The following is a 24,747-nucleotide window of genomic DNA, read 5'->3' as shown; positions in this document are numbered from 1 at the left end:
GTGGCCACGGGAGAAGGGTTCGGGGGTGGTGTTAGCCAGGTGCTAACCGTCAGCGCATGCGGAAGACGGGGCCGCGCGGGCGGAAGGGGAGGGTGGCGTTCGCGGGGATGAGGTAGGCGTGTTCCCGGCGCACGCGGACGGTGTCGCAGTAGCCGTCGGTGATGATCAGGATCGGGCCGTCGGACGGGAAGTCCGGGGCGCGTTCCAGCAGGTTGATGCCGGGCTGGAGGATCGTGCCGCCTCGGCCGCGCACGCGGACTCGGCCGGCGATGTCCTCCACGGGCAGGTAGCCGGCGTCGTGGGCCACGGCGTCGCAGAAGACCACGCGGGCTCGGGGGACGTCTCGGGACAGGGCGTAGGAGGCGATCGCGCCCAGGCCCTTGCCGAGGAGTTGGCGGTCCATGGAGCCGGAGGTGTCCAGGACCACGCCGAACGTGGTGCGGAGTTCGAGTTCTTCCGGGCGCAGCCAGCCCGGTCGGGGGATGTTCGGGGTGGCGGACTGGCGGCGGGAGGCTCGGGCGTAGGTGCGGCGGCGTTCGCGGGACGGGACGTGTTCGGAGAACCAGCGGGCCAGGGCCGCGTCCCAGGTCAGAGGTGGTTGGTCGAGGGCGCGGATCTCCTCGACCAGGCCGGCGGGGAGGAAGCCGCGCTCGACCGGGTCGTGGTAGCTCAGGCCGGTCAGCAGGGCGCGGCGGTAGAAGTCGTCCAGGTCGGTGGTGTGCGTCGGCGCGCGCAGGGGTTCGCCGAGCAGGTCCGCGGCGCGTCCGCGCAGGGTGGCGAGCTTGCGGTAGCGGCGCAGGTCGGTGGTGATGCGGTCGTAGACGGACTCGACGGACAGGCCGGTGAGCTCCGGGTCGTGCAAGGCGCCCTCCGGGGCGGTGCCCACGGCCATCTCCAGCAGCCAGCCGTTGACCACGAAGTCCGCGGCCACGTTCCACAGGTACGGGTCGCGCCCGTCGACGCGGTCGCCGTGGCGGAGGGCGGCGTGCAGCATCTCGTGCGCCAGCACGAACCGCCACTCCGCCCGGCTCAGCTTGACCAGCGGGTTGATGTAGATCTCGCCCGCCGCCGCGCTGACCGCCGCCACGGAGATGTCCCAGGCGCGGGCCAGTTCGGCGTCGGCCACGATCGTCATCGCCGACGCCAACGCGCCCAGCAGGGGGTAGGACGAGACGAACCAGCCGAGGGCGAGGTCCCACTCGGCGTTGCGGGGACCGGCGTCCAGGAGCGAGGAGCGGGCGCCGCCGGCCACGTCGACGGCGGCCACGGCCGCGTTGGACAAGCCCGCGGCGAACAGGTCCGACCAGGTGACGGGCTGGGCGTAGCGGGAGGGCGGGGCGGTGTGGAGGCAGGCTCGCCGGTCCCAGGTGGACGGTCGGCGGCCGAAGCGGACGGCCGCCTGGAAGTCGGTCACCTCGGTGCACTCGGTGAGCCCGAAACCCAGGTGCAACAGGCAGTGCGCGAAGACCCACCGCCATTCCTCGGGGTCGGCGACCTGCGAGCGGTGGGCGGTGATCTCCCCGTTGGTGTCGATGGTCGCCCACCGGTCGTCGCTCGTCCGGTACGGGAAGACGCGATGGGCCAGTGGGGCGAACAACGGGTGGCGCTTGGTCGCCTGCCACGCGGTGTCGAAGGCTTCCTTGCCGGGATCGACGCGCCGGCGCTTCACGTCCGGGCGGCGACCAGGCGGGGCAGGTCGCGCGTCACCTCGACCAGGAACCACGTCGGCAGCACGGGGTTGCCGTCGTCGTCGGCCGCGATCACCATCTGCGCGATCTCCAGCGACAGCTCGGCCAGCTCCAGCAGCAGTGCCTTGCCCCGGTGCGCGAGCTGCCTGCCCGCGGGGGAGGCGTGCGCCTTGTCGTGCGGCAGCTGTTTGACCAGCCTGGCCCGGAACGCCTCGGCGAGGAAGTACAGGAGGTCCCGGTCGGCGGGGGCGTGCGGCCAGCGGGCGTCGCCGCGCAGCACCGCCTCCAGCCCGTAGGCGTGCCGGACGGTCTTGACGTAGGCCTTGAACGCCGAGGCGTGCGCGGCGGTGAGCGTGCCGAACGCCAGCACGCCCAGCAGGTCCTCGCCGATGTCGTCGCCGTAGGAGTGCAGGGCGTCGGACAGCATGTGCCACGCGCGGGGCGTGGAGAACGGCTCCTCGACCTTCGGCGGCGGGCTCCACAGGTGGTCGGGCCGCTGGGTCAGGTAGTCCAGCACCCAGCCGTGCACGCCGGCCCCGCCCGCCCACTCCAGCCAGTCCTTGGCCGAGGCCTCCAGGTGCAGGTGCACCATGCGGTTGACCAGGGCGGACGGCATCGGGCGGGCCAGGGCGCCGTCGGTGGCCCGGTTGCCCGCGCCGATGACGACCGACCCGGCGGGCAGCTCGTAGGTCCCGATCCGGCGGTCCAGGATGAGCGAGTAGAACGCCTTCTGCACCTCCGGTGAGGAGGCGTTGAGCTCGTCGAGGAACAGGCAGTACGGCTCGTCGCGGGCGATGGTCTCCGGCGGGGCGAACCGCGACCGGCCGCCGACCAGCTCGGGCACCCCGATCAGGTCCTCGGGCGCGAGCTGGGTGCCGAGCAGGGTCACGCACTCCAGTCCCAGCGACTCGGCGAACGCGCGGACCAGCGAGGACTTGCCGATGCCCGGCGAGCCCCACAGGAAGACCGGGCGCACGACGGCCAGGTGCAGCAGCACTTCGGGCAGCTGCACGGGGGTGACGGAGACGGTCGCACGCACGAGCGGAGAGCATGCCGCAAGCCGGTGCCCCGGGTCGCGGGGATTTCCCGAGCTGGGAGGATGGGGGGTGATCGGCTCGGGGTGGACCGCTGCCGGCCCCCTGACCGAAGGACCGCCATGGGACTGCCCTACGCACCCGACGACGACCACGCCGCGGACCGGTTCGTCAACCTCGCGCTGCGCAACCGGGACCCGGAGGTGTGGGAAGAGCTGGTCTCGGACGCCTACGTCGAGCAGACCGAGCGGGTGCTGCTGGGCATGCTGGACCGCATCGCGGCCGACCGCGCCCACCGCCGGGCCGAGCGCGACGCCGCGCGGGCCCGGCTGTCGGCGGGCGAGACCAGCCGGGCCGAGTACGACCGCGAGGTCGCCGACGAGGGGGACCGGGCCCGCAAGACCGCGCACTTCGAGGCGCTGGTGCGCGAGCAGCACCGGCTGGTCGCGGCCCGGGTGCGGCGGTTGCGCGGCGAGGACGTGCGCGACGAGCTGATGAGCCTGGTCGTCGCCCTGGGCACGGCGATCGACGCCCACCGGACGGCCGTGGTCGCCGGTGGCGGTGAGCCGCGCGGGGCGGACCGGGCGCTGTGGGAGCGGCTGTCGGCGCTGGACGTGCCGGTCGCCTCCGGCCGCACGTCGCTGGAAGCGCTGGTCAAGGACCACACGGCGGCTCAGGACGACCACGGGCGGGTGCTGGCCGGGATGCTGCTGGACCTGGCCGGCGACGGCTCGTCGGTCGCCCGCGCGGACCTGCTGGACGTGTGGAAGCGGACGGTCGCGCCGACGCTGACCTCCCAGGAGAAGGCCGAGTTCGCCGCCAAGGGCAAGGGCTCGCTGGTCACCGACAAGCTGCGCAAGACCCTGGGCGTCCTGGAGCGTCGAGGGCTGGTCAACCGCACGGACCAGAGCCTGGAGCTGCTCGACCGTCCCGGCCTGGTCGAGCTGGCAGCGGGCCGGGCGTGAGCCGGGCCGGCAGGATGGCGGTGGTGGACGTCCTGCGCAGGAACAACGTCACCGTCACCGGTGCCCCGCACGGGCCGGCGGTGGTGTTGGCCCACGGCTTCGGCTGCGACCAGAACATGTGGCGGCTGGTCGTGCCCGCGTTGGCCGAGTCGCACCGGGTCGTGCTCTTCGACTACGTCGGCGCCGGGCGGTCGGACCTGTCGGCGTTCCGGGAGGAGCGCTACTGCGGCCTGGAGGGCTACGCGCAGGACGCCGTGGACGTGTGCGAGGCGCTTGACCTGCGGGAAGCCGTGTTCGTCGGGCACTCGGTGAGCGCGATGGTGGGCGTGCTGGCCGCCCGGCAGGCCCCCGAGCGGATCGGCGCGCTGGTGATGGTCTGCCCCTCGCCGCGCTACCTCGACGACGACGGGTACCGGGGCGGGTTCAGCGCGGAGGACATCGACGAGCTGCTGGCGTCGCTGGAGTCGAACTACCTGGGCTGGTCGGCGGCGATGGCCCCGGTGATCATGGGCAACCCCGACCGGCCCGAGCTGGGGGAGGAGCTGACCAACAGCTTCTGCGCCACCGACCCCGACATCGCCCGCGTGTTCGCCCGCACGACCTTCCTGTCCGACTCGCGGGCCGACCTGGCGGGGGTCGAGGTGCCGACGCTGGTGCTGGAGTGCCGGCACGACGCCATCGCGCCCCCCGAGGTCGGCGCGTTCGTGCATGCGGCGATCCCGGGGTCGACCCTGGTCACGCTGGAGGCCACCGGGCACTGCCCGCAGCTGTCCGCGCCGGAGGCCACCAGCGCCGCGATCCTGGAGTTCCTGGCGGCCCTGCCGTGATGTGCGCGGCCGGGCAGGGCCACGAGCCGGCGGGCGCCGGCGACCGGGCGGTGTTCGCCGCGCTGCTGGAGGACAGCGCGGAGGAGCTGTACGAGACGGCGCCGTGCGGGTACCTGTCCACGCTGATGGACGGCACCATCGCCAAGGTCAACACCACCCTGCTGGACTGGCTCGGCCGCACCCGCGAGGAGGTGGTGGACCGGATGCGGTTCGCCGACCTGCTGACCGTGGGCGGCAAGCTCTACCACGAGACGCACTTCGCGCCGCTGCTGCGCATGCAGGGCCGGCTGGGTGGCATCGCGCTGGAGCTCAAGACCGCGGACGGCGGCCGGCTGCCGGTGCTGGTCTCCTCCACGGTCAAGCACGGCGCGACCGGCGAGCCGCTGCTCATCCGCACCACCGTGTTCGACGCCCGCGACCGCCGCGCCTACGAGCAGGAGCTGCTGCGCCGCCGGCAGGAGGCGGAGCAGGCTCAGGCCGACGCCGAACGGGCGCGGGCCGAGGCCGAGCAGGCGCGGGCTCAGGCGGAACGGGCCCGGGTGGTGGCGGAGGAGGCCCGGTCGCAGGCGGAGCGGGCCCGAGCCGAGGCCGAAGCCGATCGCACGCGGTTGCAGGAGGCGCTGGCCGTCCTCCAGCGCAGCCTGCTGCCCGCCGCGCTGCCCGCCGTACCCGGGCTGGAGGCCGCCGCCCACTACCACACCGCCTCGCCCGACCAGGTCGGCGGCGACTTCTACGACCTGTTCCCCGTGGGCGGCGGGCGCTGGGGTTTCTTCCTCGGCGACGTGTGCGGCAAGGGCCCGCAGGCCGCCGCCGTCACCTCGCTGGTCCGCTACACCCTGCGCGCCGCCGTCCTGCACGACGCCGACCCGGTGGCCATGCTGACCACCTTGAACACCGTGCTGCTGGAGCACTACAGCCCCGGTGACCCGCGGTTCTGCACCGCCGTCGTGGGCATCCTCGAGCCCGGCGACGGCCGCTGCGCCGTCCACCTGGCCTCCGGCGGCCACCCGCCCGCGCTGGTGCTGCGCGCCGGCGGCTGCGAGGAGCTGCCGACCCCCGGCGGAACCCTGGTCGGCGTCCTGCCCGCCGCGGTGTTCGCGCCCGCCGCCACCACCCTCGGCCCGGGTGACACGCTCCTGCTCTACACCGACGGCCTCACCGAGGCGCGCACCGGCCCGGACCGCGACCGCTACGGGGAGGAAGCCCTGCACGCCTTCGCCGCCGACCACGCGGGCACCTCGCCCCGGGGCCTGGTCGAGGCCCTGAAGGACCTGCTGCACGGCTTCGGCGCCGGCCTGGACGACGACACCGCCCTGCTCGCCGTGGGCGTCCCCCGATGACCCGCCTGACGATCACCACCGCCGACACCCCGACCGGCCCCGTGGTCGGCGTCGCCGGCGACCTCGACCACGCGACCGCCGACCAGTTGCGCACGACCGTCACCGCCCTGCCGCTGCGGCCGGGTCAACGCCTGGTGCTCGACCTGGCCGGCCTGGCGTTCTGCGACTCCAGCGGCCTGACCGCCCTCCTGGCCGCCCGCAACCACGCCACCGCCGCCCAGGCCGAGATCACCCTGTCCGCCGTCCCCGACCGGACGCTGCGCATGATCCGGCTCATCGGCCTGGACCGGGTGTTCCCCCTCCAACCGTGAGGACCACCGCGTCGCCGGCCGCCTCGACGAGCACGCCGCCGGCGTCGGGCACGACCTCGCCGCCCTCCACCGCCGACACCGACTCCGCCCCGACCACCAGGACCCGCCACCGCGACGGCGCGGACTCGGCCGTCACCCGGATCTCGTCGCCCCGCCGCACGGTCCGGAACGTCGAACCGCCGACCACGGTCACGTGCTCGCCCTCAGCGAGCTGGTACGCCCGCAGCGTCACGCCCTCCGCGTAGTCGTACTCCGGCCGGTCGTCCACCGCCCCCACCGGCAGGACGGTGTTCGGCCGCACCAGAACGGGCGCGGTGAGGAAGTCGCACCGGTCGCGAGTCCACAGAGGACCCTGGACGACCTCGCCGGTCAGCAAGTGGGTCCAAGCGCCCGAAGGGACGTAGTACGACACGTCACCCTCGTCCGAGAACACCGGCGCCACCAGCAAGCTGTCGCCGAGCATGTACTGGCGTTCCAGGTGCGCGCAGCCCGGGTCGTCGGGGAACTCCAGCACCATCGCCCGCATCATCGGCACGCCCTCCGCCGACGCCTGCCGCGCCGCCCGGTCCAGGTACGGCATCAGGCTCAGCTTGAGCTTGACGAACCGCCGCAGCACGTCCACCGACTCCTCGTCGAACAGCCACGGCACGCGGTAGGAGTGGCTGCCGTGCAACCGGCTGTGCGAGGACAGCAGGCCGAACGCGATCCACCGCTTGAACAGCGCCGCCGACGGCGTCCCCTCGAAGCCGCCGATGTCGTGGCTCCAGTACCCGAACCCGGACAGGCCCAGCGACAACCCGCCGCGCAGGCTCTCGGCCATCGACTCGTAGGTCGCCTCGCAGTCACCGCCCCAGTGCACCGGGAACTGCTGACCGCCCGCGGTGGCCGAGCGGGCGAACACCACGGCCTCGGACTCGCCGCGCCGCCGCCGCAGCAGGTCGAAGACGGTCTTGTTGTAGAGGTAGGTGTAGTAGTTGTGCATCCGCTCGGGGTCGGAGCCGTCGTGGTAGACCACGTCGGTGGGCACGCGCTCGCCGAAGTCGGTCTTGAAGCAGTCCACGCCCTGGTCCAGCAACGCTTCCAGCTTCCCCGCGAACCACTCGCGGGCCGCCGGGTTGGTGAAGTCGACCAGCGCCATGCCGGGCTGCCACAGGTCCCACTGCCACACGTCCCCGTTGGGCCGGCGCAGCAGGTACCCGTTGGCCATGCCCTCGGCGAACAGCGGTGAGCGCTGCGCGATGTAGGGGTTGATCCACACCGAGACCCGCAGGCCCCGCTCGTGCAGCCGCGCCAGCATCCCCTCCGGGTCGGGGAACGTGCGCGGGTCCCACTCGAAGTCGCACCAGTGGAAGTCGCGCATCCAGAAGCAGTCGAAGTGGAACACGCTCAGCGGCAGGTCCCGCTCGACCATCCCGTCGATGAACCCGTTGACCGTCTTCTCGTCGTAGTCGGTGGTGAACGACGTGGACAGCCACAGCCCGAACGACCACGCCGGCGGCAGCGCGGGCCGTCCGGTCAGCGCGGTGTACTTGCGCAGGATCTCGCGCGGGGTCGGCCCGTAGATCAGGAAGTAGCGCAGGGAGTGGCCCTCGACGCTGAACCCGACCTTGGACACCGCCTCCGAGCCCACCTCGAACGACACGTTCCCGGGGTGGTCGACGAAGATCCCGTACCCGGCGTTGGTCAGGAAGAACGGGACGTTCTTGTAGGCCTGCTCGCTGCTGGTGCCGCCATCGGCGTTCCAGATGTCCACGGTCTGGCCGTTCTTCACCAGCGGCCCGAACCGCTCGCCCAGCCCGTAGACGGTGTGGCCGACGCCCAGCACCAGCTGCTCGCGCACGTAGTGGGCGCCGTCGAGGGTCATGAAACCCATGCCCTTGAACCCGCTGGTCGTCAGCGTCCGCCCCTCGGCGGTGAAGTCCACCTGCCACTGCTCGCCCTTGTGCACCCGGACCGACAACGCGCCCGCGGTCAGCACCACGCCGGCGTCGTCCTCCACCACCTTGGCCTCGTGCCCGGCGTCGGCGGACAGGGCGAAGGAGGGCTCCAACGGCCGCCCGCCGGAGAAGTGCGTGATCTCGACACCGACCACGTCCGCCATCGGCGAGGTCAGGCCCAGGGTGAGCATGGGACCCTTGAGCATGTCGCCGCGGTGCCGGATCGGACGTGTCGCCGCGTGCACGACGACGTCCCCGTCGCCCGGCGTGACGTCGTGCACCGAGAGCGGGTGGGTCGCCTCCACCCCGGGCCGCAGCAGCCAGTACCCGTCGCTGAACTTCACTTGACCGCTCCTGCCGTGATACCGCGGGTCAACGCGCGTTGGAAGAGGAGGAAGAAGGCGATGGCGGGGACGACCCCGAGCAGCGCCGAGGCGCTGGTCATGGTCGCGTCCATCAGCCGCTGGCCCTGGAGCACGCCCAGCGCCACGGGCACCGTCTGGTTCTCGTTGGAGATCAGCAGCACCAGCGGCAGGAAGAACTCGTTCCAGGTCCAGATGAAGAAGAACACGAACAGCACACCCAGGGTGGGCTTGCTGATCGGCACCACGACCCGCACCAGCGCCTGCCACTTCGACGCGCCGTCGATGCGCGCCGCGTCCAGCAGTTCCCGGGGGAACCCGCTGAGCGTCGAGGTGAGCAGGTAGGTGCCGAACGCGGACTGGATCGCGGTGAACACGATGATCACCGCGAGCTTGGTGTCGTACAGCCCGATCGCGTCGGCCAGGTAGTACAGCGGGTAGACCAGCGCTTCCTGCGGGAGGGTGTTGGCGGTGAGGAACACGACCAGCACCCACGTCCGGCCGCGCACGCGCCCGATGCCCAGCGCGTAGGCGTTGCACACCGACACCACGACCGCGAGCACCGCCACCGACCCGCTGATGATGGCGCTGTTGAGCAGTTTCTCGCCGAAGTCGACGCGGTCCCAGAACGCGATCACGCCGTCCAGCGACACCCCTTCGGGCAGCTCGAGCGGCCCGCCGGTGGCGTACTCCGCGGGCGTCTTGACCGCGTTGAGCACCACGATCACGAACGGCACGAGCATCGCCACCGCGAGCACGACCATCGACCACAGCACCGCGTGCCGCCGCATCAGCGCTCACCCCGCTGCTGCACGCGCAGGAACACCGCCGTGAGGACCAGCACCAGCACCGTGAGCACGGTGGCGATCGCCGCGCCGTACCCGACCCGCGTGCGCTCGAAGAAGTTCTGGAACGAGTAGTACGCGGGCACGTTCGTCGCGCCGGCCGGACCGCCCCGGGTCAGCACGTAGATCGGCGCGAACACCTTCAACGCGGCGATCGTGCACGTCAACAGCACCACGAAGATCTCCGGCCGCAACCCCGGCACGGTGACGTGGCGGAACCGGCCCCACCACGACGCCCCGTCCAGCTCCGCGGCCTCGTGCAGCGCCGGGTCCAGGCGGCTCATCCCGGCCATGAAGATCACCACCGGGTAGCCCAGCTGCATCCACAGCAGCACGCCCATCAGGCTCCACAGCGCCAGGTCCGGGTCACCCAGCCAGTTGCGCGCCAACGCTTCGAGCCCGAGCGCGCGCAGGGCCGCGTTGAGCGCGCCGTCCTTCGGGGCCAGGATCCAGCTCCACACGATCCCGGCCACCGCGATCGGCAGCACCTGCGGCAGGTACACGCACGCCCGCAGCACGGCCGCCTGGCGCGCGCCGAAGTGCTTGCCGATGTAGTCGACCAGCGTCGCGGCGACGACGAGCCCGGCCAGGGTCGGCAGGACCGCCATCGCCACCACCAGGGCGAGGTTGTGCCGGAAGGACGCCCAGAACGTCCCGTCCGACAGCAGCCGGCCGTAGTTGTCCAGGCCGGTCCACTCCGGCTCGCCGACCCCCGACCACTCCGTGAAGCTGATGCCGACGTTCATCCCGAACGGCACCAGGACCACGGCGAGCACCAGCAGCGCGCCGGGGGCCAGGTAGAGCAGGTAGGACCCGCGCTCGCGGACCGCCCTCATTTGCCGATGCTCGCGACGTGCTCCCGGTACGGCCCGGCCAGCTCGTCGAGCACCTGCCGCGGGTCCGCGTCACCGGTGATCAGCTTCTGCACCGCCTGGACCTGCACGTCGTAGTAGCCGGGCACGGGCCAGTCCGGGTAGAAGGCGAGCTGGTCGGCGTCGCGCAACGCCCGGTAGTCGTCGTTGAGCTGCCTGATCGCCGGGTCGGCGGCCGGGGCCGCGCCGGGCGCGACGGCCACGCCGCCCGCGTCCCGCAGCTTGTCCTGCACCGCCGGGGACAGGGTGATGTCGATGAAGTCCAGCGCGTACTGCTTGTGCTTGGCGGCCTTGGGCACCACCCACATGTTGCCGCTGGACCCGGCGGTCATGCCCGGCCACCGCGCCGACACCCACTGGAAGTCCTTGACCTGCGCGCGCAACCGGCCGTACCACCACGTGCCGCTGACCATGATCGGGTTCTTGCCCTGCATGAACGCCAACCCCATGTCCTCGGCCTTGAGCCCGGCGCTGTCGCGGGACAGGTAGCCCTTGCGCACCCAGTCGGCGAAGGTCGTGGCACCGTAGGTCCACGCGGTGTCGTGGAAGTCGACATCGCCGGTGTAGCGCTGGTAGCGGTCCACCCAACCGCGGTCGGCCTTGGTCAGCGCGAGCTGGTAGAGCACCTGCTGCGCCGGGTACTCCTGGCCGGCCGTGGCCAGCGGGGTGATGCCGGCGGCGACGAACCGGTCCATCGCGGCGGTCAACTGGTCCAGCGTGGTGGGCAGGGCCAGGCCCTGCCGGTCGAACATGTCCTTGTTGTAGTAGACCGTGATGTACTCGGCGTAGTTGGGGATGCCGAACCACTGGCCCGAACCCATCACGCCGCGCTCGTCGTAGCGGGCGGTGGTGTCCACGCCGGGCCCGAGCTTCTTGTCCCAGCCGCGCTGGGCGACCTCGTCGGACAGGTCGGTGAGCAGGCCCTGCTTGGACAGCAGTCCGGCGGTGGCGTTGCCCTTGGGGTACTCCAGCAGGTCCGGCGCGTCCTTGGAGTTGACCGCGAGGGAGCCGGTCTTCTGGATCTGCTCGAAGCCCTTCTCCTCGAACGCCACCTTGACGCCGGGGTGGGAGGCCTCGAACTGCTTGATCGCCTCGGCCCACGCCGTGCCCATCGCGCTGTCCGGGCCTTCGAAGTGCCAGAGCTTGAAGGTGTTGTCGGCGGCTTCGTCCGAGCCGCCGCACCCCGCCACGCCCACGAGGAGGGCCGCGACGACGGCTGCGATGAGTCGCTGGGGCATCGGCTGGTTCCTCCCGCGGGCTGACTGTCGAAGCGCTTCGATTGAGCACCGTAGAGGTGGGATGGTGGGAGCGCAACAGCCTTCCGAGGGACGCGGGATGTTGTCGAACCGTTCGACGTCGAATGCGGTGAAACGCTTCGATGCCTTGAGGTGGTCCTCGAACGCCGAGCGGCCCCGGTGACCGGGGGGACCGGTCACCGGGGCCGCGAGTGTGCTCAGCGGGTGTTCAACGCGTGCTCACCGGGCCGAGCAGGTGGGGGAGAGGGTGCCGGCCGTGCCGTCGCCCTGGAAGCCGAACTCCGTCGTGCCGCCCGCCGGGATGTTGCCGTTGTAGGCGACGTTGGCGAAGGAGACCGTGCCGGTGTTGCCGCTGCGGTCGGCGTTCCAGGCGTTCACGACGGTCACGCCGGACGGGAGCGCCACCGACACCGACCAGCCGCTGACCGCCGAGTCCGCCTTGACCCTGATCTGCACGGTGAAGCCGGTGTTCCACTGGTCGAGCGTGGCGACCGTCGCCGTGCAGCCACCCGGAGGCGGGGTGGTCGTGGTGGTCGACGTCGTCGTGGTCGTGGTGGTGGTCGTGCTCGTCGTGGTGCTCGTGGTCGTGCTCGTCGTCGTGGTGGTGGAGATCGGCGGGGCCGCGTTGAGGGCGTTCAGGACGGCGGTGTAGGCGGGCTTCTTGTTGCCCGAGCCGTCGAACAGCAGCGGCGTGCCGTAGGAACGCCACGAGTCGGTGTCGCGGATGCCCCAGACGGTGATGCCGGCGCACCGCGCGACCGCCAGGCAGGCCTTGGTCACGCGCTCGTAGTTGGACGCCTGCGCGGAGCCGGAGCCTTCGATGTCCAGCTCGGTGATCTGCACGTCCACGCCGAGGTTGGCGAAGTTCTGCAGGGTGGTCTGGTAGTTGGACGGCACCGGGCTCTGGGCGTTGAAGTGGGACTGGAAGCCGACGCAGTCGATCGGGACGCCGCGGGACTTGAAGTCCTGGACCATGCGGTAGACGGCCTGGGTCTTGGCGTGGGTCCAGTCGTCGGTGTTGTAGTCGTTGTAGCAGAGCTTGGCGGCCGGGTCGGCGGCACGCGCGGCGCGGAAGGCGGCCTCGATCCAGTCGTTGCCGGTGCGCTGGAGGTTGGAGTTGCGGCGCGCGCCGGAACTGCCGTCCTCATAGGCCTCGTTCACCACGTCCCAGGCGTAGATCTTGCCCTTGTAGTAGGTCATGACCTTCGTGACGTGGTTCAGCATGGCCGACCGCAGGGCGGAGCCCTCCAGGCGCTGCATCCAGCCGGGCTGCTGGGAGTGCCACGCGAGCGTGTGCCCGCGGATCCGCTTGCCCTGGGACTGCGCGAGGTTCACGATCCGGTCGGCGTTGCCGTAGGTGAACTGGTTCTGGTTCGGCTCGGTCGCGTCGATCTTCATCTCGTTCTCGGCCGTGACCATGTTGAACTCGCGGCCGAGGATGCCGGTGTAGGTCGAGTCGCCCAACCTGCCCGCGGCCACGGCGGTGCCGAAGTACCGCCCGCTCTGCGCGGCCGCCGCGCCGAGCGTGGTCGCGGCCGATGCCGTCGTCGCCGAGAAGACCACCGCGCCACCGGTGAGGGCGACCAACGTCGTCACGAGCGCGGCTCGCGACACTGACCTCGCTGTCAGCTTCATGTGTGACACCTTCTGCAGGAACCCGCCGCCTGTCCGACGGGTGTGGTGGACTACGAAGCTCGTCGTGATTTTCGAAACTCTGGCGGAAGTTTCGGCGAACGCTTCGGAGTGTGGCACCAGATGTTTCGCCCGCACAAGACCGACTGGGAGCGTTCCCAGTCGGTCGTTCGGCAAGCGGCGACCCGGGCGCGGTCAGTGGGCGGGCGGGGCGGTGCTGGAGCGGGTGATCAGGTCCGTGGCCAGGACCAGGCGGCTCTGCTTGGGCGGTTCGTCGCGGGACAGGGCCACGACGACCTCCGTCGCGGCCGCGGCCATCTCGCGCAGCGGCTGTCGGACCGTGGTCAGCGGCGGGATCATCTCCCGGCTCGACGGGATGTCGTCGAAGCCGACCACGCTGAGGTCTTCGGGGATGCGCAAGCCGGCTTCGTGCGCCGCCTGGTAGACGCCCAGCGCCGTGCCGTCGTTGCAGGCCACGATCGCGGTCGGGCGGTGGGGCAGGCGCAGCAGGTCCCGGCCGTGGACGCGGCCGTCGGCGATCTGGAAGTCGCCCTCCCGGATGAGTGCGGGATCGACGGGAACGCCCGCGGTGTCCAGGGCCGCCCGGTAGCCGTCCAGGCGCGCTCGGCCGGACAGCGTCCGGGACGGGCCGGTGATGGTGGCGATGCGGCGGTGGCCCAGGTCCAGCAGGTGTCTGGTGGCGGACATGCCGCCGCTCCAGTTGCTCGCGCCCACCGACCACACCTGCGGGCCCGGCTCGTCGGTCGGGTCCACCAGCACGATCGGGATGCCCCGGCTGCGCAAGCGTTCCCGTTGGGCGGGGGTGGGGCCGGAGAAGACGGCGACGACGCCCGCCGGACGGCGGGCCAGGACGCCCTCGATCCAGTCGCGGTCGGGGGTGTGGGCGCCGTGCAGCTCCGACACCGCGACGGCCAGGCCGTGGGCGGCTGCCACGCGGGCGGCGCCGTTGAGCATCTCGGTGGCGTAGTCGCCCTCGATGGCGTGGAGCACGACTTCGACCAGGTTGGCGCGGGTGGCTCGGCGCCGTCGCCGGTAGCCGTGCTCGCGGATGACGCCCTCGACCGACGCCCTGGTCTCGGCGGCCACGTCGGGGTGGCCGTTGACGACCTTCGACACCGTCGCCACCGAAACCCCGGCCAGTGCGGCGAGCTGGGTGATGGTCGCGCCGGAGTCTTCGGTGGCATCGGTGTTCGGTCGGCGCGCCCGGCTCATGGGGCGAAGTGTAGCTCCCGAAAGGTTTCGGGGCGGTTGCGCAAATGCTTGACGATCAGACGATCGGCGGCCTACGGTCCGACCCGAAAGATTCCGGTTATTTGTCGAATATTTCGAAGCCGGTCGTAGACGCCGCCCGCTCGCTCTGGAGGCCACCCATGAAACTCCGCGTCATCGCCGCCGCGGTGCTCCTGCTGACCGCCGCGTGCTCACCGGGCAGCGGCGAGGGTGGAGGCGGCGACGGCAAGTCGTTCGAGTTCTGGTCGTTCAGCGGGATCAACCAGAAAGCGGCGGTCGAGGAGTACAAGAAGAAGAAGCCCGACGTCGAGGTCAAGCTGACCGAGGTCGGCAACGCGCAGGAGACCGCGCAGGGCCTGACCACCGCGCTGGCCGGCGGCAAGGTGCCCGACCTGGTGCTGATCCAGGGCGACGACCTGCCCAAGTTCGTCGAGCAGCCGCAGAACTTCGTGGACCTCAAGACGCTGGGCGCCGACGAGATCAAGGGCGACTACCTGGACTGGGTGATGTCGCAGAGCATCGCCAAGGACGGCCAGATCCTCGGCATCCCCACCGACGTCGGCGGCATGGCGATGGCCTACCGCACCGACCTGTTCGCCGCCGCCGGCCTGCCCACCGACCGCGAGTCGGTCGGCAAGCTGTGGCCGGACTGGAACGCCTTCATCGAGACCGGCAAGCGCTACACCGAGAAGACCGGGCAGCCGTTCATCGACAACGCCGCCACCAGCGTCTTCTACCAGGCGGTCAACCAGGGCAGCCAGAAGTACTACGACGACAAGCACGAGTTGATCTACTCGACCAACCCGCACGTCAAGTCCGCGTTCGAGCTGGGCATCAAGGCCGCGCAGGCGGGCATCACGGCCAAGCAGTCCTCCTTCGCCGAGGGCTGGAGCGCCGCGATGCAGCAGGGCAAGTTCGCCGCGCTGGCCGCGCCGTCCTGGATGCTCAACGCCATCCGCAGCAACGCGCCCGAGACCGCGGGCAAGTGGGACCTGGCCGCGATCCCCGGCAAGTCCGGCAACTGGGGCGGCAGCTACCTCGCGATCCCCAAGCGCGCCAAGAACCCCAAGGCCGCCTGGGACTACATCAAGACCATGCAGTCGCCGCAGGGCCAGCTCGAGCACTTCGTGACCTCCGGCGCCCTGCCCACGACCCCGTCGGTCTACCAGGACCCGCAGCTGACCGGCCGCAACGAGCCGTTCTTCTCCAACGCCCCGATCGGCAAGATCTACCCGGACTCCCTGCTGGGCCTCAAGCCGTTCTACATCGGACCGGACAGCACGACGATCGGCACCGAGTTCCTCGACGCCATCACCAACGTCGAGCAGAACAACGGCAACCCGGCGACGGCGTGGGACGACGCCGTGCGCAACATCAAGACCGCCATCGGCAAGTGAGGCGCGGGTGAGCACCACGCTGGCGCCCGTCCCGGTCGCTCCCGCGGAGCCGCCCGCCCCCCGGGTGGGCACGCCCCTGCGGGAGCGGCTGGCGCCCTACGCCTACATCGCGCCGTTCTTCGTGCTGTTCGCCGTGTTCGGCCTGTTCCCGTTCCTGTTCACCTTCTACGTGGCGTTGTTCGACTGGAACCCGATCGGTGACCACACCTTCATCGGCTTCGACAACTTCACGCGGATGCTGGACGACCCGAGGTTCTGGAACGCCACCCGCAACACGGTCAGCATCTGGTTCCTGTCCACCGTGCCGCAGCTGTTCCTCGCGCTGCTGCTGGCGCACCTGCTCAACCACGCCCGCCTGCGGGCCGCGCTGTTCTTCCGGATGTCCGTGCTGGTCCCGTACGTGACGTCGGTGGCGGCCACGGCGATCGTGTTCGCGCAGCTGTTCGACCGGGACTTCGGGCTGCTCAACTGGCTGCTCGGCCTGGTCGGCGTGGAGCCGGTGGACTTCGTGCAGTCCACGTTCGGCAGCCACGTCGTGATCGCGGCGATGGTGACGTGGCGGTGGTTCGGCTACACGACCCTGCTCTACCTGGCCTCGCTGCAAGCGGTGCCGCGGGACGTCTACGAGTCCGCCGCCATCGACGGCGCGGGCGGGTGGCAGCGGTTCCGGCACATCACGATCCCGGCGCTGCGCCCGGTCATCATCTTCACGGTCATCACCTCGACCATCGGCGGTCTCCAGATCTTCACCGAGCCGCTGCTGGTGTCCCCGGGATCCACGTTGACCTGCGGTGCGGTCCGCCAGTGCCAGACCCTCACGCTGATGCTCTACGAACAGGGCTTCGGCCGCTACGAGTTCGGCTACGGCTCGGCGATCGGCGTGGCGCTGTTCCTGATGGTCGTGGCCGTGGCCGCGGTGAACTACCTGCTGTCCAGTCGCATCAAGGCGGACCGATGAGCGCACGGCACAACAACGTCCGCTGGTGGCAGTACGCGGTGCTGGTCGGCGCGGCCGCCGTGTCGATTTTCCCGCTGTACTGGATGTTCATCGTCGCCACGACCGACACCGCGACCGCCACGCAGATGCCGCCCGAGATCGTGCCGGGGGACAACTTCTTCTACCTGGCCGGGCTGGTGTTCGACACGGTCCCGTTCCTGCAGTCCATCGTGAACAGCCTCGTCGTGGCCGGCGCGATCGGCGTGGGCCAGGCGCTGCTGTGCGCGTTGGCCGGGTTCGCCTTCGCCAAGCTGCGGTTCCCCGGGCGCAACACGTTGTTCCTGGTGGTGCTGCTGACGATGACGGTCCCGACGCAGCTGGCCGTGATCCCGCAGTACCTGATCATGTCCGAGCTGGGCTGGGTGGACACGCTCCAGGCACTGGTGGTGCCCGGGTTGGCGAGCGCGTTCGGCATCTTCTGGATGCGCCAGCACATCGTGGCCACGATCAGCGACGAGCTGATGCAGGCGGCCTACCTCGATGGCGCGTCGACGTGGCAGGTGTTCTGGCGGATCGCGTTCCCGATCGTGCGGCCGGCGGCGTTCGTGCTGGGGCTGTTCGCGTTCGTGACGGCGTGGAACGACTTCCTGTGGCCGTTCATCGTGCTCAAGTCGCCGGAGCGGTACACCGCGCAGATCGCCATCAAGGCGTTGCAGAACAGCTTTGACATCGACCTCGGGCTGGCCATGTCCGGCTCGTTCCTCGCGACCCTGCCGCTGCTCGTGCTGTTCGTGTTCGTGGGCAGGCGGATGGTCGGGGGCATTCTCGAAGGCGCGTTCAAGGGTTGACCCGGAGGCACAGCGTGACAAGGAAGTTCGACAACCCGGTGGTCGGCGGTTTCTTCCCCGACCCCAGCGTGTGCCGGGTCGGCGAGGACTACTACCTGGTGTGCTCCAGCTTCGAGTACTTCCCGGGCGTGCCGATCTTCCACAGCCGGGACCTGGTGCACTGGCGGCAGATCGGCAACGTGCTGGACCGGCCGGAGCAGCTGCCGCTGGAGGGCGCGGTGGCCTCGCGCGGCATCTACGCGCCGACCATCCGGTACCACGACGGCTTGTTCTACATGATCACCACCAACGTCTCGCACGGCGGCAACTTCCTGGTCACCGCCGAGGACCCGGCCGGGCCGTGGTCGGACCCGGTGTGGATCGACCTGCCGGGCATCGACCCGAGCCTGGTCTGGGACGAGGACGGCAACTGCTGGTGCACCGTGCACGGCGTGCAGCTGGCGCGGGTGGACCCGTTGGCGGGCAAGGTGCTGGAGGGTCCGTGGCCGATCTGGTCGGGCACCGGCCTCCAGTGGCCCGAGGCGCCCCACCTGTACCAGATCGGCGACTGGTGGTACCTGATGATCGCCGAGGGCGGCACGGAACGCGGCCACACCGTGGCCGTCGCGCGTGCCACGCACCCCCGCGGCCCGTACGAGTCCGCGCCGCACAACCCGATCCTGACCCACCGGGGCACCGACCGCCCGATCCAGAGCACCGGGCACGCGGACCTGGTGTCCACTCCGGACGGTGGGTGGTTCATGGTGCTGCTGGCCACCCGCCCGCGCGGTTTCACGCCCGGCTACCACCCGCTGGGCCGCGAGACGTTCCTCAAGCGCGTCGAGTGGGTGGACGGCTGGCCGCGGGTGGAGCCGGTGGAGCTGACCGAGGAAGCACCGGCCCGGTGGCACCCGCTGGACCCGCCGCCCGCGCGCGACGACTTCACCGGCACCGCGCTGGCCCCCGAGTGGATCTCCCCGCGCAGCCGGCCCGACTCGTCGTGGTCGCTGACCGAACGCCCCGGCTGGCTGACCCTGCACGCCACCGGAGCTTCCCTCGACGAGCAGGTCCACACGTTCGTCGGACGCCGCCCGCAGCACCAGCAGTGCCGCGTGCAGGCCTTGCTGGACCCGGGTTCGGCGCGCGCGGGGCTGTCCGTGCGGCTCGACGAGACCCACCACTACGACATAGAGGTCGCGGCGGGTCGGGTCGAGGTCATCGCGCGCATCGGCTTCCTGCGGCAGGTCGTGGCGACGGCCGACGCGCCCGACGGCCCGGTGACGCTGGGCGTGTCCATGCGCCTGCCCACCCGGGAGGAAGCCGACGGCGGGTTCCTCGGGCCGGACCTGGTGGGCTTCCACCTCGACGGCACGCAGCTGTGCGAGCTGGACGGGCGCTACCTGTCCACGGAGGTCGCCACCGGCTTCACCGGCCGCGTCATCGGCATGTACGTCACCGAGGGGACGGCGTCGTTCGACTGGTTCGAGTACCTCAACGAGGAGGAACAGCAACCATGACAGACAGATCCGAACGCCTGCGGGACCGGTTCGGGCGGCTCGCCGCCCGGACCGGCGTGGCCCTGCTGGTCGCCGCGGCGGCCGTGGCGCCGGGTACCGCGCAGGCGGCCGTCACGCAGAACCAGACCGGCACGAACAACGGGTACTTCTACTCGTTCTGGACCGACAGCCCCGGCACCGTGTCGATGGAACTGGGCGGCGGCGGCAACTACAGCACGTCGTGGCGCAACACCGGCAACTTCGTGGCCGGCAAGGGCTGGAGCACCGGCGGCCGGCGCACGGTGACCTACTCGGGCAGCTTCAACCCGTCCGGCAACGCGTACCTGACGCTCTACGGCTGGTCCCGCAACCCGCTGGTCGAGTACTACATCGTGGACAACTGGGGCACCTACCGACCCACCGGCCAGTACAAGGGCACGGTCACCAGCGACGGCGGCACGTACGACATCTACCTGACCACCCGGTACAACGCCCCGTCCATCGAGGGCAACAAGACGTTCAACCAGTACTGGAGCGTGCGGCAGCAGCGGCGCACCGGCGGCACCATCACCACCGGCAACCACTTCGACGCGTGGGCGCGGGCCGGGATGTCCCTGGGGACGATGGACTACATGATCCTCGCGACCGAGGGCTACCAGTCCAGCGGCAGCTCGAACGTCACGCTGGACAGCAGCAGTGGTGGTGGCGGCGGTGGGGGCGGCTCGTGCACCGCGACCCTGTCGGCGGGCGAGCGGTGGAGCGACCGGTACAACCTCAACGTCTCGGTCAGCGGGGCGACGAACTGGACGGTCACGATGAACGTGCCCTCGCCGGAGCGGATCCTCGCCACCTGGAACATCAGCGCCTCCTACCCGAGTTCGCAGGTGCTGGTGGCCAAACCCAACGGCAGCGGCAACAACTGGGGCGTGACGATCCAGGCCAACGGCAACTGGACGTGGCCCACGGTGTCCTGCGCGGCCGGCTGACCCCTTCAGAACTCGACGCGGAGGATCACCAGGTCGTCGGGCAGCAGCCGGATCTCCACGGCGGTGACGTCCGAGCGCACCAGCTTGGTCGTCGCCACCGGCCGGGTGGTGGAGCCGGGGCCCGCCGTCCAGGTCGCCACCTGGACGGCGCGGCCCCGGCCGTCGACCACGTTCAGCCCGTACTCGACGGTCGGGGCCGACTTCCCGACCGGCCGGTCGTAGGAGCAGCGCACCTCGATCCGCGTGCCCCACGGCTCGTCGACCAGGCGCACGGCGGCGGTCACCGGGCTGGGCACGGTCTGGCGCATCGCGACCTGCGGGGGACCGGGGGTGGTCGTCGGTGGTGCCGGCCGCAGCAGGAACACCACGGCGGCGCCCATCAACGCCGCGACCAGCACGGCCGCGGCCGTCAGCACCCGGGCCCGCCGCCTCCGGGACCGCTCGGCCGCCAACAGCCCGGCCAGCACGGACGGCCCGCCTTCGGGCTCCGGCTCCAACAGCGCCGCCGCGCGCTCCCGCGGCACGACCGACAGGATCCCGGGCAGCCCCGCGAGCGACGCCAGGTTCGCCGCGCAGTCCGGGCACCCGGCCAGGTGCACCTCGAACTCCCGCCGCTCGGCCGGGGAGAGCGACCCCAGCACGTACGCGGCACCCCAGTCCCGGTACGGGTCGACTGCCGGTCTCACCGTCCGGTGACCCCCTTCTCCTCCAACGCCAAGCGCAGCGCCCGCAAACCGTAGTGCAGCCGGGACCGCACCGTACCTTCGGGAACGCCCAGCAGCTCGGCCAGCTCCGCGACCGACTGCCCCATGTAGTACGCCCGCACGATCACCGTCCGGTGCTCGGGCGTCAACTGCGTCAGCACGTCGGCCACCAACCAGGCGTCCAGGGCGGCGTCGCTGTGGTCGGACCGCACCCGTTCGGGCACCCACCCGGACCCCACCTCCCAGCGGGCCCGTGCGCTGCGCCGCTCGTCGATCACGACGTTGCGGGCCACCGTGTAGAGCCACGCCCGAGCCGCCGAGCCGCCTTGTTCCAGCACCGCGGGATTGCGCCACGCCCGCAACAACGCCTCCTGCACCACGTCGCTGGCCAACTCGTCGTCCCCGGTCAACCGGCGCACGTACCGCCACAGCGCCGGCGCGTGCTCGTCGTGGAGGGCACGCAGTGCCGCAGTATGACTGTCGTTGATAGCAAACCTCCTCTGCGGTGGGCTAGTCGTCGAACGCGGGGTGGTGGCGCGTCCGGCCGAAGACGGGTGGTCGCTTGGCGAGGAACGCTTCGGTCCCCTCCCTCATGTCGTCGGTCGTGAACGCCTCCCGGAACGCCGCCAGCTCGACGTCCAGCCCCTCCGGCACGGTCCGGCCCCGCACGCCGTTGAGCACCGCCTTCGCCAGGGACACGGCGACGGGGGAGTTGCCGGCGATCCGGCGCAACGTGGCGCGGGCGGCGGCGAGCATGGCGGGTCGGTCGTCGAACACCGCCGTGACCAGGCCGAGTCGCAAGGCCTCCTCGGCGTCGACGTGCCGGCCGGTGTAGATGAGCTCGCGGGCGACCGCGGGCCCCACCAGGCGCTGCAACCGCACGCAGCCGCCGAACCCGGGGATCAGCCCCAACACCACCTCGGGCTGGCCCAACACCGACTTCCTGGTGGCGTAGGCGAAATCGCACGCCAGCACGAGCTCGCAGCCACCGCCGAGGGCGTAGCCGTCGACGGCGGCCACGACCGGGTAAGGCGCTTCCTCCACCAGGCGGGTGACGCGTTGGCCGAGCGCGCCGAAGCGTTCACCCTCCGCCGGGGTCATCGCGGCCATCTCGCGGATGTCCGCGCCGGCCACGAACGCCGGGCCGGGCGCCCCGGTGAGGACCACGCCGGTCGGGCGCTCCGCGGAGAGGAAGTGCGCCAGTTCGGTGAGGACCTGGCCGGACAGGGCGTTGCGGGCCCGGGGGCGGGTCACGGTGAGCGTGGTGATGCCGTCGTCGTCGGTGTCGACGGCGAGGGTCGAGTAGTCCACTGCGCCTCTCCTCACGAGTCCCAGATCGCGCCGAACGCGGGCACCCCGCGCGCTTCCAGCGACTCCACGACGTGCCAGGTGGTCTTCTTGTTGGAGATGCAGATCACGGCCTCGGCGGCGAACTCGCGGTGGGCGCGCAGGGCCAGCTCCACCAGGTCCGGCTTGCCGTCGCGGTTGGTGTCCCAGACGATCGCGTCCGGTTGCACGGCCTCGATCTCGTCCACCAGGTCGTCGCCGTAGGTGGCGCGCGGGTCGCGGGTGGACCACACCAGGCGGGACGGGGTGTCGCCGGAGAGCAGGTGCGGCAGGCACGGGCCGATGCCGCTGCCGGTGGCCACCCAGACCACGCGGGTGAAGAGCTTGTCGATGTTGCCGACGCCGGCGGTGGGGATGCCCTTGACCCACAGGTGGGTGGGCAGGTCGTCGATCAGGCTGCCGGTCCAGTCGCCGGCCCGGGAGATGGTCAGCCGGAAACCGGTCCGGCCGGGGGTCGGCACGTTGGCGAAGGAGTGCCACTCCAGCAGCGGGCTGCGGCTGACGGCGGTGGACGAGCCCGCGAACGGGGTCACGCCGTAGTCGAACGACACCAGGGCGACGTGCCGGGACGGGCGCACGATCCGCACGGGCACCTTGCGCAGGCGCAACCACGGCAGCGCCACGCTCGTCACGACCGCCAGCAGCAGCCAGAAGTGCGTGGAGCCGACGAAACCGGGCTGGGCCGCGGCGTGGGCGGCGAACAGGACCAGGCTCGTCCAGCCGGCGAAGCGGTGGGTCCGCTCGAACAGGTCGTGCCGGCGGGCGCGCAGGGCCGGGAGTGCGAACACGATCATGCCCACGAGCACCGCGAGGATCGTCCAGGCCAGGGGATCGGCGGTGGTCCAGGCGAGGACGGCGAACCACGCCGTGGCGCACACGGCGGCGCCGACGTGCAGGCCGCCGAAGTGGTAGACCTTGCCCAGCGTCCACCGGACCTTCAGCGGCCACGAGGTCGGCGCGCTGGTGGCCAGCGTGAACAGCAGGTTGATCACGAGCTGCTGGCGGATCAGCACCGCGAGGGTCAGGTTGGCCACGACCATGTCCGCCGGGTCCGCGCCCAGCAGCGCCAGGTTGACCAGCACGACCGCCGCCGCCAGCCGGTTGTGGTGGGTGTAGGGCCGCCTGCGGAACCGGGCGCCCGGCGTGGTCGTCTCCAGCGCGGTCATGCGACGGTCACCAGGGCGCGCAGGGCGGCGCGGTCGACCTTGCCGCGGTCGGTCAGGGGCAGGTCGTCCACCGGGACGATGAGCGTCGGCACGCAGTAGTACGGCAGGGCGCGGGCGACGGCCTCACGGGCGGCGTCCGGCGCGACGGTCGCCGGGCTGACGAACCCGACGAGCGCGCCCTCGTGCAAGACGGTCGTGGCGCGCACGCAGTCCTGGGCGGTTTCCAGCGCGGAGGTGACCGCGTCCAGCTCCACCCGGAAGCCCCGGACCTTGACCTGGTCGTCGGTGCGGCCGTGGTGCTCCAGCTCGCCCTCGGGCGTCCAGCGGCCCAGGTCGCGGGTCCGGAACATGACGTGGTCGCCGCCCAGGAACGGGTCGGGCCGGTAGCGCTGGGCGGTCAGGACGTCGTTGCCCAGGTACCCGGCGGTCACGCACGCGCCGCCCGCCCACATCTCGCCGACCTCGCCGATCCGGCACGGGCGCAGGTCCTCGTCGAGGATGTAGACCGTGGAGTTGGGCACCGGCCGGCCGATGGTCAGGGCGCGCCCGTCGTACCGGCTCACGGTGTTGACGATGGTGACCTCGGTGGGGCCGCAGGCGTTGTGGAACACCGCCTGCCGGGACCAGTCGTCGGCCAGCGGCTGGGGGCAGCGCTCGCCCGCGACCGCGACGACCCGCACGTCGGGGCACTTCGACCGGTCTAATGTGGACAGCAATCCTGGTGTCGAGATGAGGACGGTCGCCGTCTCGGCGGCCTGCTGTGCGCTGCTGCCCCGCACGACCAGGGTGGCGCCGTGGCTGAGCGCGCCGAGGATCTCCCACACCGCCATGTCGAACGCGATGTTGAGCAGTTGGGTGACCCGGTCGCCGGGCCGGATGCCCAGCGACCCGGGTTCGGTGAGCAGGACGTTGCACAGGTTGGCGTGGGTGACGCGCACGCCGTTGGGCACGCCCGTCGTGCCGGAGGTGAAGATGACCACGGCGGTGTCACCGGGCTCGACCCGCGGCTTGGGGACGTTCCGGTGGGGCAGCGTGTCGAGGGCGATCACGGTGGCCGCTTCGACCCGGTCGGCGTGCTCGCTGGTGGTCAGCACGACGTCGATCCCGGCCGTGCGGCGGACGTGGTCCAGGTGGTGGGGCGGGGTGATCCGGACGTCCTGCGGCACGTACGCCGCGCCGGCCTTCAGCACGCCCAGCAGGCCGACGACCATGTGCGCGGACCGGGTCAGGAACAGCCCGACGTGGTCGCCGGGCCGGACACCCGCCTCGACCAGCGCGGCGGCGACCCGGTCGGACCGGTCGTCGAGCTCCCCGTAGGTCAGGCGGTGGCCCTCGTGCTCCACCGCCGGGGTGTCCCGCGACCGGGCCGCCTGCGCCTGGAAGGCGTGGTGGATGCGGTCGAACGGGGGCGCCTCCGCAGGGCCGAAGGCGAACCGGTGGAACCGGTCGCGCTCGTCGGGGGGCAACGAGTGGAGCGTGGTCATGGCGGTCACGGGCGCTGAACCTCTCCTCGGTCGTGCGGTGTCGCCCGCTTCCTACGAGACGGACACGTTGAATGTTCAACCGA

General features: G+C 71.4%; 22 protein-coding genes. 9 read left to right on the top strand and 13 right to left on the bottom strand.

Translation table 11 applies throughout. The features are described 5' to 3' along the window. Positions 1–49: 49 nt before the first annotated feature. Positions 50–1,669 (bottom strand): vWA domain-containing protein, encoded by a 1,620-nt coding sequence (locus tag DFJ66_RS05460; RefSeq protein ID WP_121218536.1) that lies wholly within the window; start codon positions 1,667–1,669, stop codon positions 50–52. After that, entirely contained in the window at positions 1,666–2,727 is a 1,062-nt protein-coding gene (locus DFJ66_RS05455) for an ATP-binding protein (RefSeq protein WP_121218534.1), read from the bottom strand. Before DFJ66_RS05455 ends, DFJ66_RS05460 begins: the two co-directional genes overlap by 4 nt. Before the next feature lie 117 nt (positions 2,728–2,844). Here DFJ66_RS05455 and DFJ66_RS05450 point away from each other — a divergent pair, with 117 nt between their 5' ends. The 4 genes from DFJ66_RS05450 (at position 2,845) to DFJ66_RS05435 (ending at position 6,165) form a co-directional block, all read left to right on the top strand. Then, complete coding sequence (locus tag DFJ66_RS05450; RefSeq protein WP_121218532.1) at positions 2,845–3,687, top strand: hypothetical protein; 843 nt, start codon at positions 2,845–2,847, stop codon at positions 3,685–3,687. A 23-nt stretch (positions 3,688–3,710) separates the two neighbouring features. Further along, positions 3,711–4,514, top strand: a complete 804-nt coding sequence (locus DFJ66_RS05445) for an alpha/beta fold hydrolase (RefSeq protein WP_121230709.1) — start codon at positions 3,711–3,713, stop codon at positions 4,512–4,514. A 62-nt stretch (positions 4,515–4,576) separates the two neighbouring features. Continuing rightward, entirely contained in the window at positions 4,577–5,854 is a 1,278-nt protein-coding gene (locus DFJ66_RS05440) for a SpoIIE family protein phosphatase (protein ID WP_397556295.1), read from the top strand. Further along, positions 5,851–6,165 (top strand): STAS domain-containing protein, encoded by a 315-nt coding sequence (locus tag DFJ66_RS05435; protein ID WP_121218528.1) that lies wholly within the window; start codon positions 5,851–5,853, stop codon positions 6,163–6,165. Before DFJ66_RS05440 ends, DFJ66_RS05435 begins: the two co-directional genes overlap by 4 nt. Here the strand turns inward: DFJ66_RS05435 and yicI are convergent. The 6 genes from yicI to DFJ66_RS05405 all read right to left on the bottom strand — a co-directional run bounded on the left by yicI (position 6,128) and on the right by DFJ66_RS05405 (position 14,302). Beyond that, positions 6,128–8,446: an alpha-xylosidase gene (gene yicI, locus DFJ66_RS05430; RefSeq protein ID WP_121218526.1), complete on the bottom strand. Its 2,319-nt coding sequence runs from the start codon at positions 8,444–8,446 to the stop codon at positions 6,128–6,130. The two genes, DFJ66_RS05435 and yicI, sit on opposite strands and share 38 nt — an antisense overlap. Further along, entirely contained in the window at positions 8,443–9,255 is an 813-nt protein-coding gene (locus tag DFJ66_RS05425) for a carbohydrate ABC transporter permease (protein WP_121218524.1), read from the bottom strand. The genes yicI and DFJ66_RS05425 overlap by 4 nt, the downstream gene beginning before the upstream one ends. Next, positions 9,255–10,145 carry a carbohydrate ABC transporter permease gene (locus DFJ66_RS05420; protein ID WP_121218522.1) on the bottom strand — a complete coding sequence of 297 codons (891 nt, stop codon included), beginning with the start codon at positions 10,143–10,145 and terminating at the stop codon, positions 9,255–9,257. The genes DFJ66_RS05425 and DFJ66_RS05420 overlap by 1 nt, the downstream gene beginning before the upstream one ends. After that, the gene (locus tag DFJ66_RS05415) at positions 10,142–11,419 is read right to left on the bottom strand and encodes an ABC transporter substrate-binding protein (RefSeq protein ID WP_121218520.1); all 1,278 of its coding nucleotides are present in this window, start codon (positions 11,417–11,419) and stop codon (positions 10,142–10,144) included. Before DFJ66_RS05415 ends, DFJ66_RS05420 begins: the two co-directional genes overlap by 4 nt. A gap of 237 nt (positions 11,420–11,656) precedes the next feature. After that, on the bottom strand, positions 11,657–13,072 hold the full coding sequence (locus DFJ66_RS05410) for a glycoside hydrolase family 10 protein (RefSeq protein WP_121218517.1): 1,416 nt from the start codon (positions 13,070–13,072) through the stop codon (positions 11,657–11,659). A 192-nt stretch (positions 13,073–13,264) separates the two neighbouring features. After that, the gene (locus tag DFJ66_RS05405; protein WP_121218515.1) at positions 13,265–14,302 is read right to left on the bottom strand and encodes a LacI family DNA-binding transcriptional regulator; all 1,038 of its coding nucleotides are present in this window, start codon (positions 14,300–14,302) and stop codon (positions 13,265–13,267) included. Positions 14,303–14,460: 158 nt separating this feature from the next. Here DFJ66_RS05405 and DFJ66_RS05400 point away from each other — a divergent pair, with 158 nt between their 5' ends. Genes DFJ66_RS05400 through DFJ66_RS05380 form a run of 5 tightly spaced genes read left to right on the top strand, consistent with a single transcriptional unit; the run spans position 14,461 to position 19,963 of the window. Next, entirely contained in the window at positions 14,461–15,717 is a 1,257-nt protein-coding gene (locus tag DFJ66_RS05400; protein ID WP_121218513.1) for an ABC transporter substrate-binding protein, read from the top strand. Between the two features lie 7 nt (positions 15,718–15,724). Next, positions 15,725–16,675 carry a carbohydrate ABC transporter permease gene (locus tag DFJ66_RS05395; RefSeq protein WP_170199146.1) on the top strand — a complete coding sequence of 317 codons (951 nt, stop codon included), beginning with the start codon at positions 15,725–15,727 and terminating at the stop codon, positions 16,673–16,675. After that, a complete protein-coding gene (locus DFJ66_RS05390) occupies positions 16,672–17,502 on the top strand; it encodes a carbohydrate ABC transporter permease (protein WP_121218511.1) in 831 nt (276 codons plus the stop codon). The genes DFJ66_RS05395 and DFJ66_RS05390 overlap by 4 nt, the downstream gene beginning before the upstream one ends. Before the next feature lie 14 nt (positions 17,503–17,516). Next, positions 17,517–18,998 carry a glycoside hydrolase family 43 protein gene (locus DFJ66_RS05385; protein ID WP_121218509.1) on the top strand — a complete coding sequence of 494 codons (1,482 nt, stop codon included), beginning with the start codon at positions 17,517–17,519 and terminating at the stop codon, positions 18,996–18,998. Continuing rightward, positions 18,995–19,963 carry a glycoside hydrolase family 11 protein gene (locus tag DFJ66_RS05380; RefSeq protein ID WP_121218507.1) on the top strand — a complete coding sequence of 323 codons (969 nt, stop codon included), beginning with the start codon at positions 18,995–18,997 and terminating at the stop codon, positions 19,961–19,963. The genes DFJ66_RS05385 and DFJ66_RS05380 overlap by 4 nt, the downstream gene beginning before the upstream one ends. 5 nt (positions 19,964–19,968) lie before the next feature. On the opposite strand, the gene DFJ66_RS05375 is transcribed toward DFJ66_RS05380, so the two are convergent. The 5 genes from DFJ66_RS05375 to DFJ66_RS05355 are packed head-to-tail and all read right to left on the bottom strand — an operon-like array spanning position 19,969 to position 24,664. Beyond that, positions 19,969–20,649: an anti-sigma factor family protein gene (locus tag DFJ66_RS05375; protein ID WP_121218505.1), complete on the bottom strand. Its 681-nt coding sequence runs from the start codon at positions 20,647–20,649 to the stop codon at positions 19,969–19,971. Further along, complete coding sequence (locus DFJ66_RS05370; RefSeq protein WP_121218502.1) at positions 20,646–21,155, bottom strand: sigma-70 family RNA polymerase sigma factor; 510 nt, start codon at positions 21,153–21,155, stop codon at positions 20,646–20,648. The genes DFJ66_RS05375 and DFJ66_RS05370 overlap by 4 nt, the downstream gene beginning before the upstream one ends. A 22-nt stretch (positions 21,156–21,177) precedes the next feature. After that, positions 21,178–21,978 carry an enoyl-CoA hydratase/isomerase family protein gene (locus DFJ66_RS05365; protein WP_246029585.1) on the bottom strand — a complete coding sequence of 267 codons (801 nt, stop codon included), beginning with the start codon at positions 21,976–21,978 and terminating at the stop codon, positions 21,178–21,180. Positions 21,979–21,989: 11 nt separating this feature from the next. Further along, on the bottom strand, positions 21,990–23,180 hold the full coding sequence (locus DFJ66_RS05360) for a ferredoxin reductase domain-containing protein (RefSeq protein WP_121218500.1): 1,191 nt from the start codon (positions 23,178–23,180) through the stop codon (positions 21,990–21,992). Continuing rightward, positions 23,177–24,664, bottom strand: coding sequence for an amino acid adenylation domain-containing protein (locus DFJ66_RS05355; RefSeq protein ID WP_121230704.1), 1,488 nt, complete (start codon positions 24,662–24,664; stop codon positions 23,177–23,179). Before DFJ66_RS05355 ends, DFJ66_RS05360 begins: the two co-directional genes overlap by 4 nt. Positions 24,665–24,747: the final 83 nt, after the last annotated feature.

Origin of the sequence: Saccharothrix variisporea, assembly GCF_003634995.1 — a bacterium.
Taxonomy (GTDB): Bacteria; Actinomycetota; Actinomycetes; order Mycobacteriales; family Pseudonocardiaceae; genus Actinosynnema; species Actinosynnema variisporeum.
The sequence above is the reverse complement of the archived record's forward strand: the minus strand, read 5'-3'. Positions and strand labels throughout refer to the sequence as shown.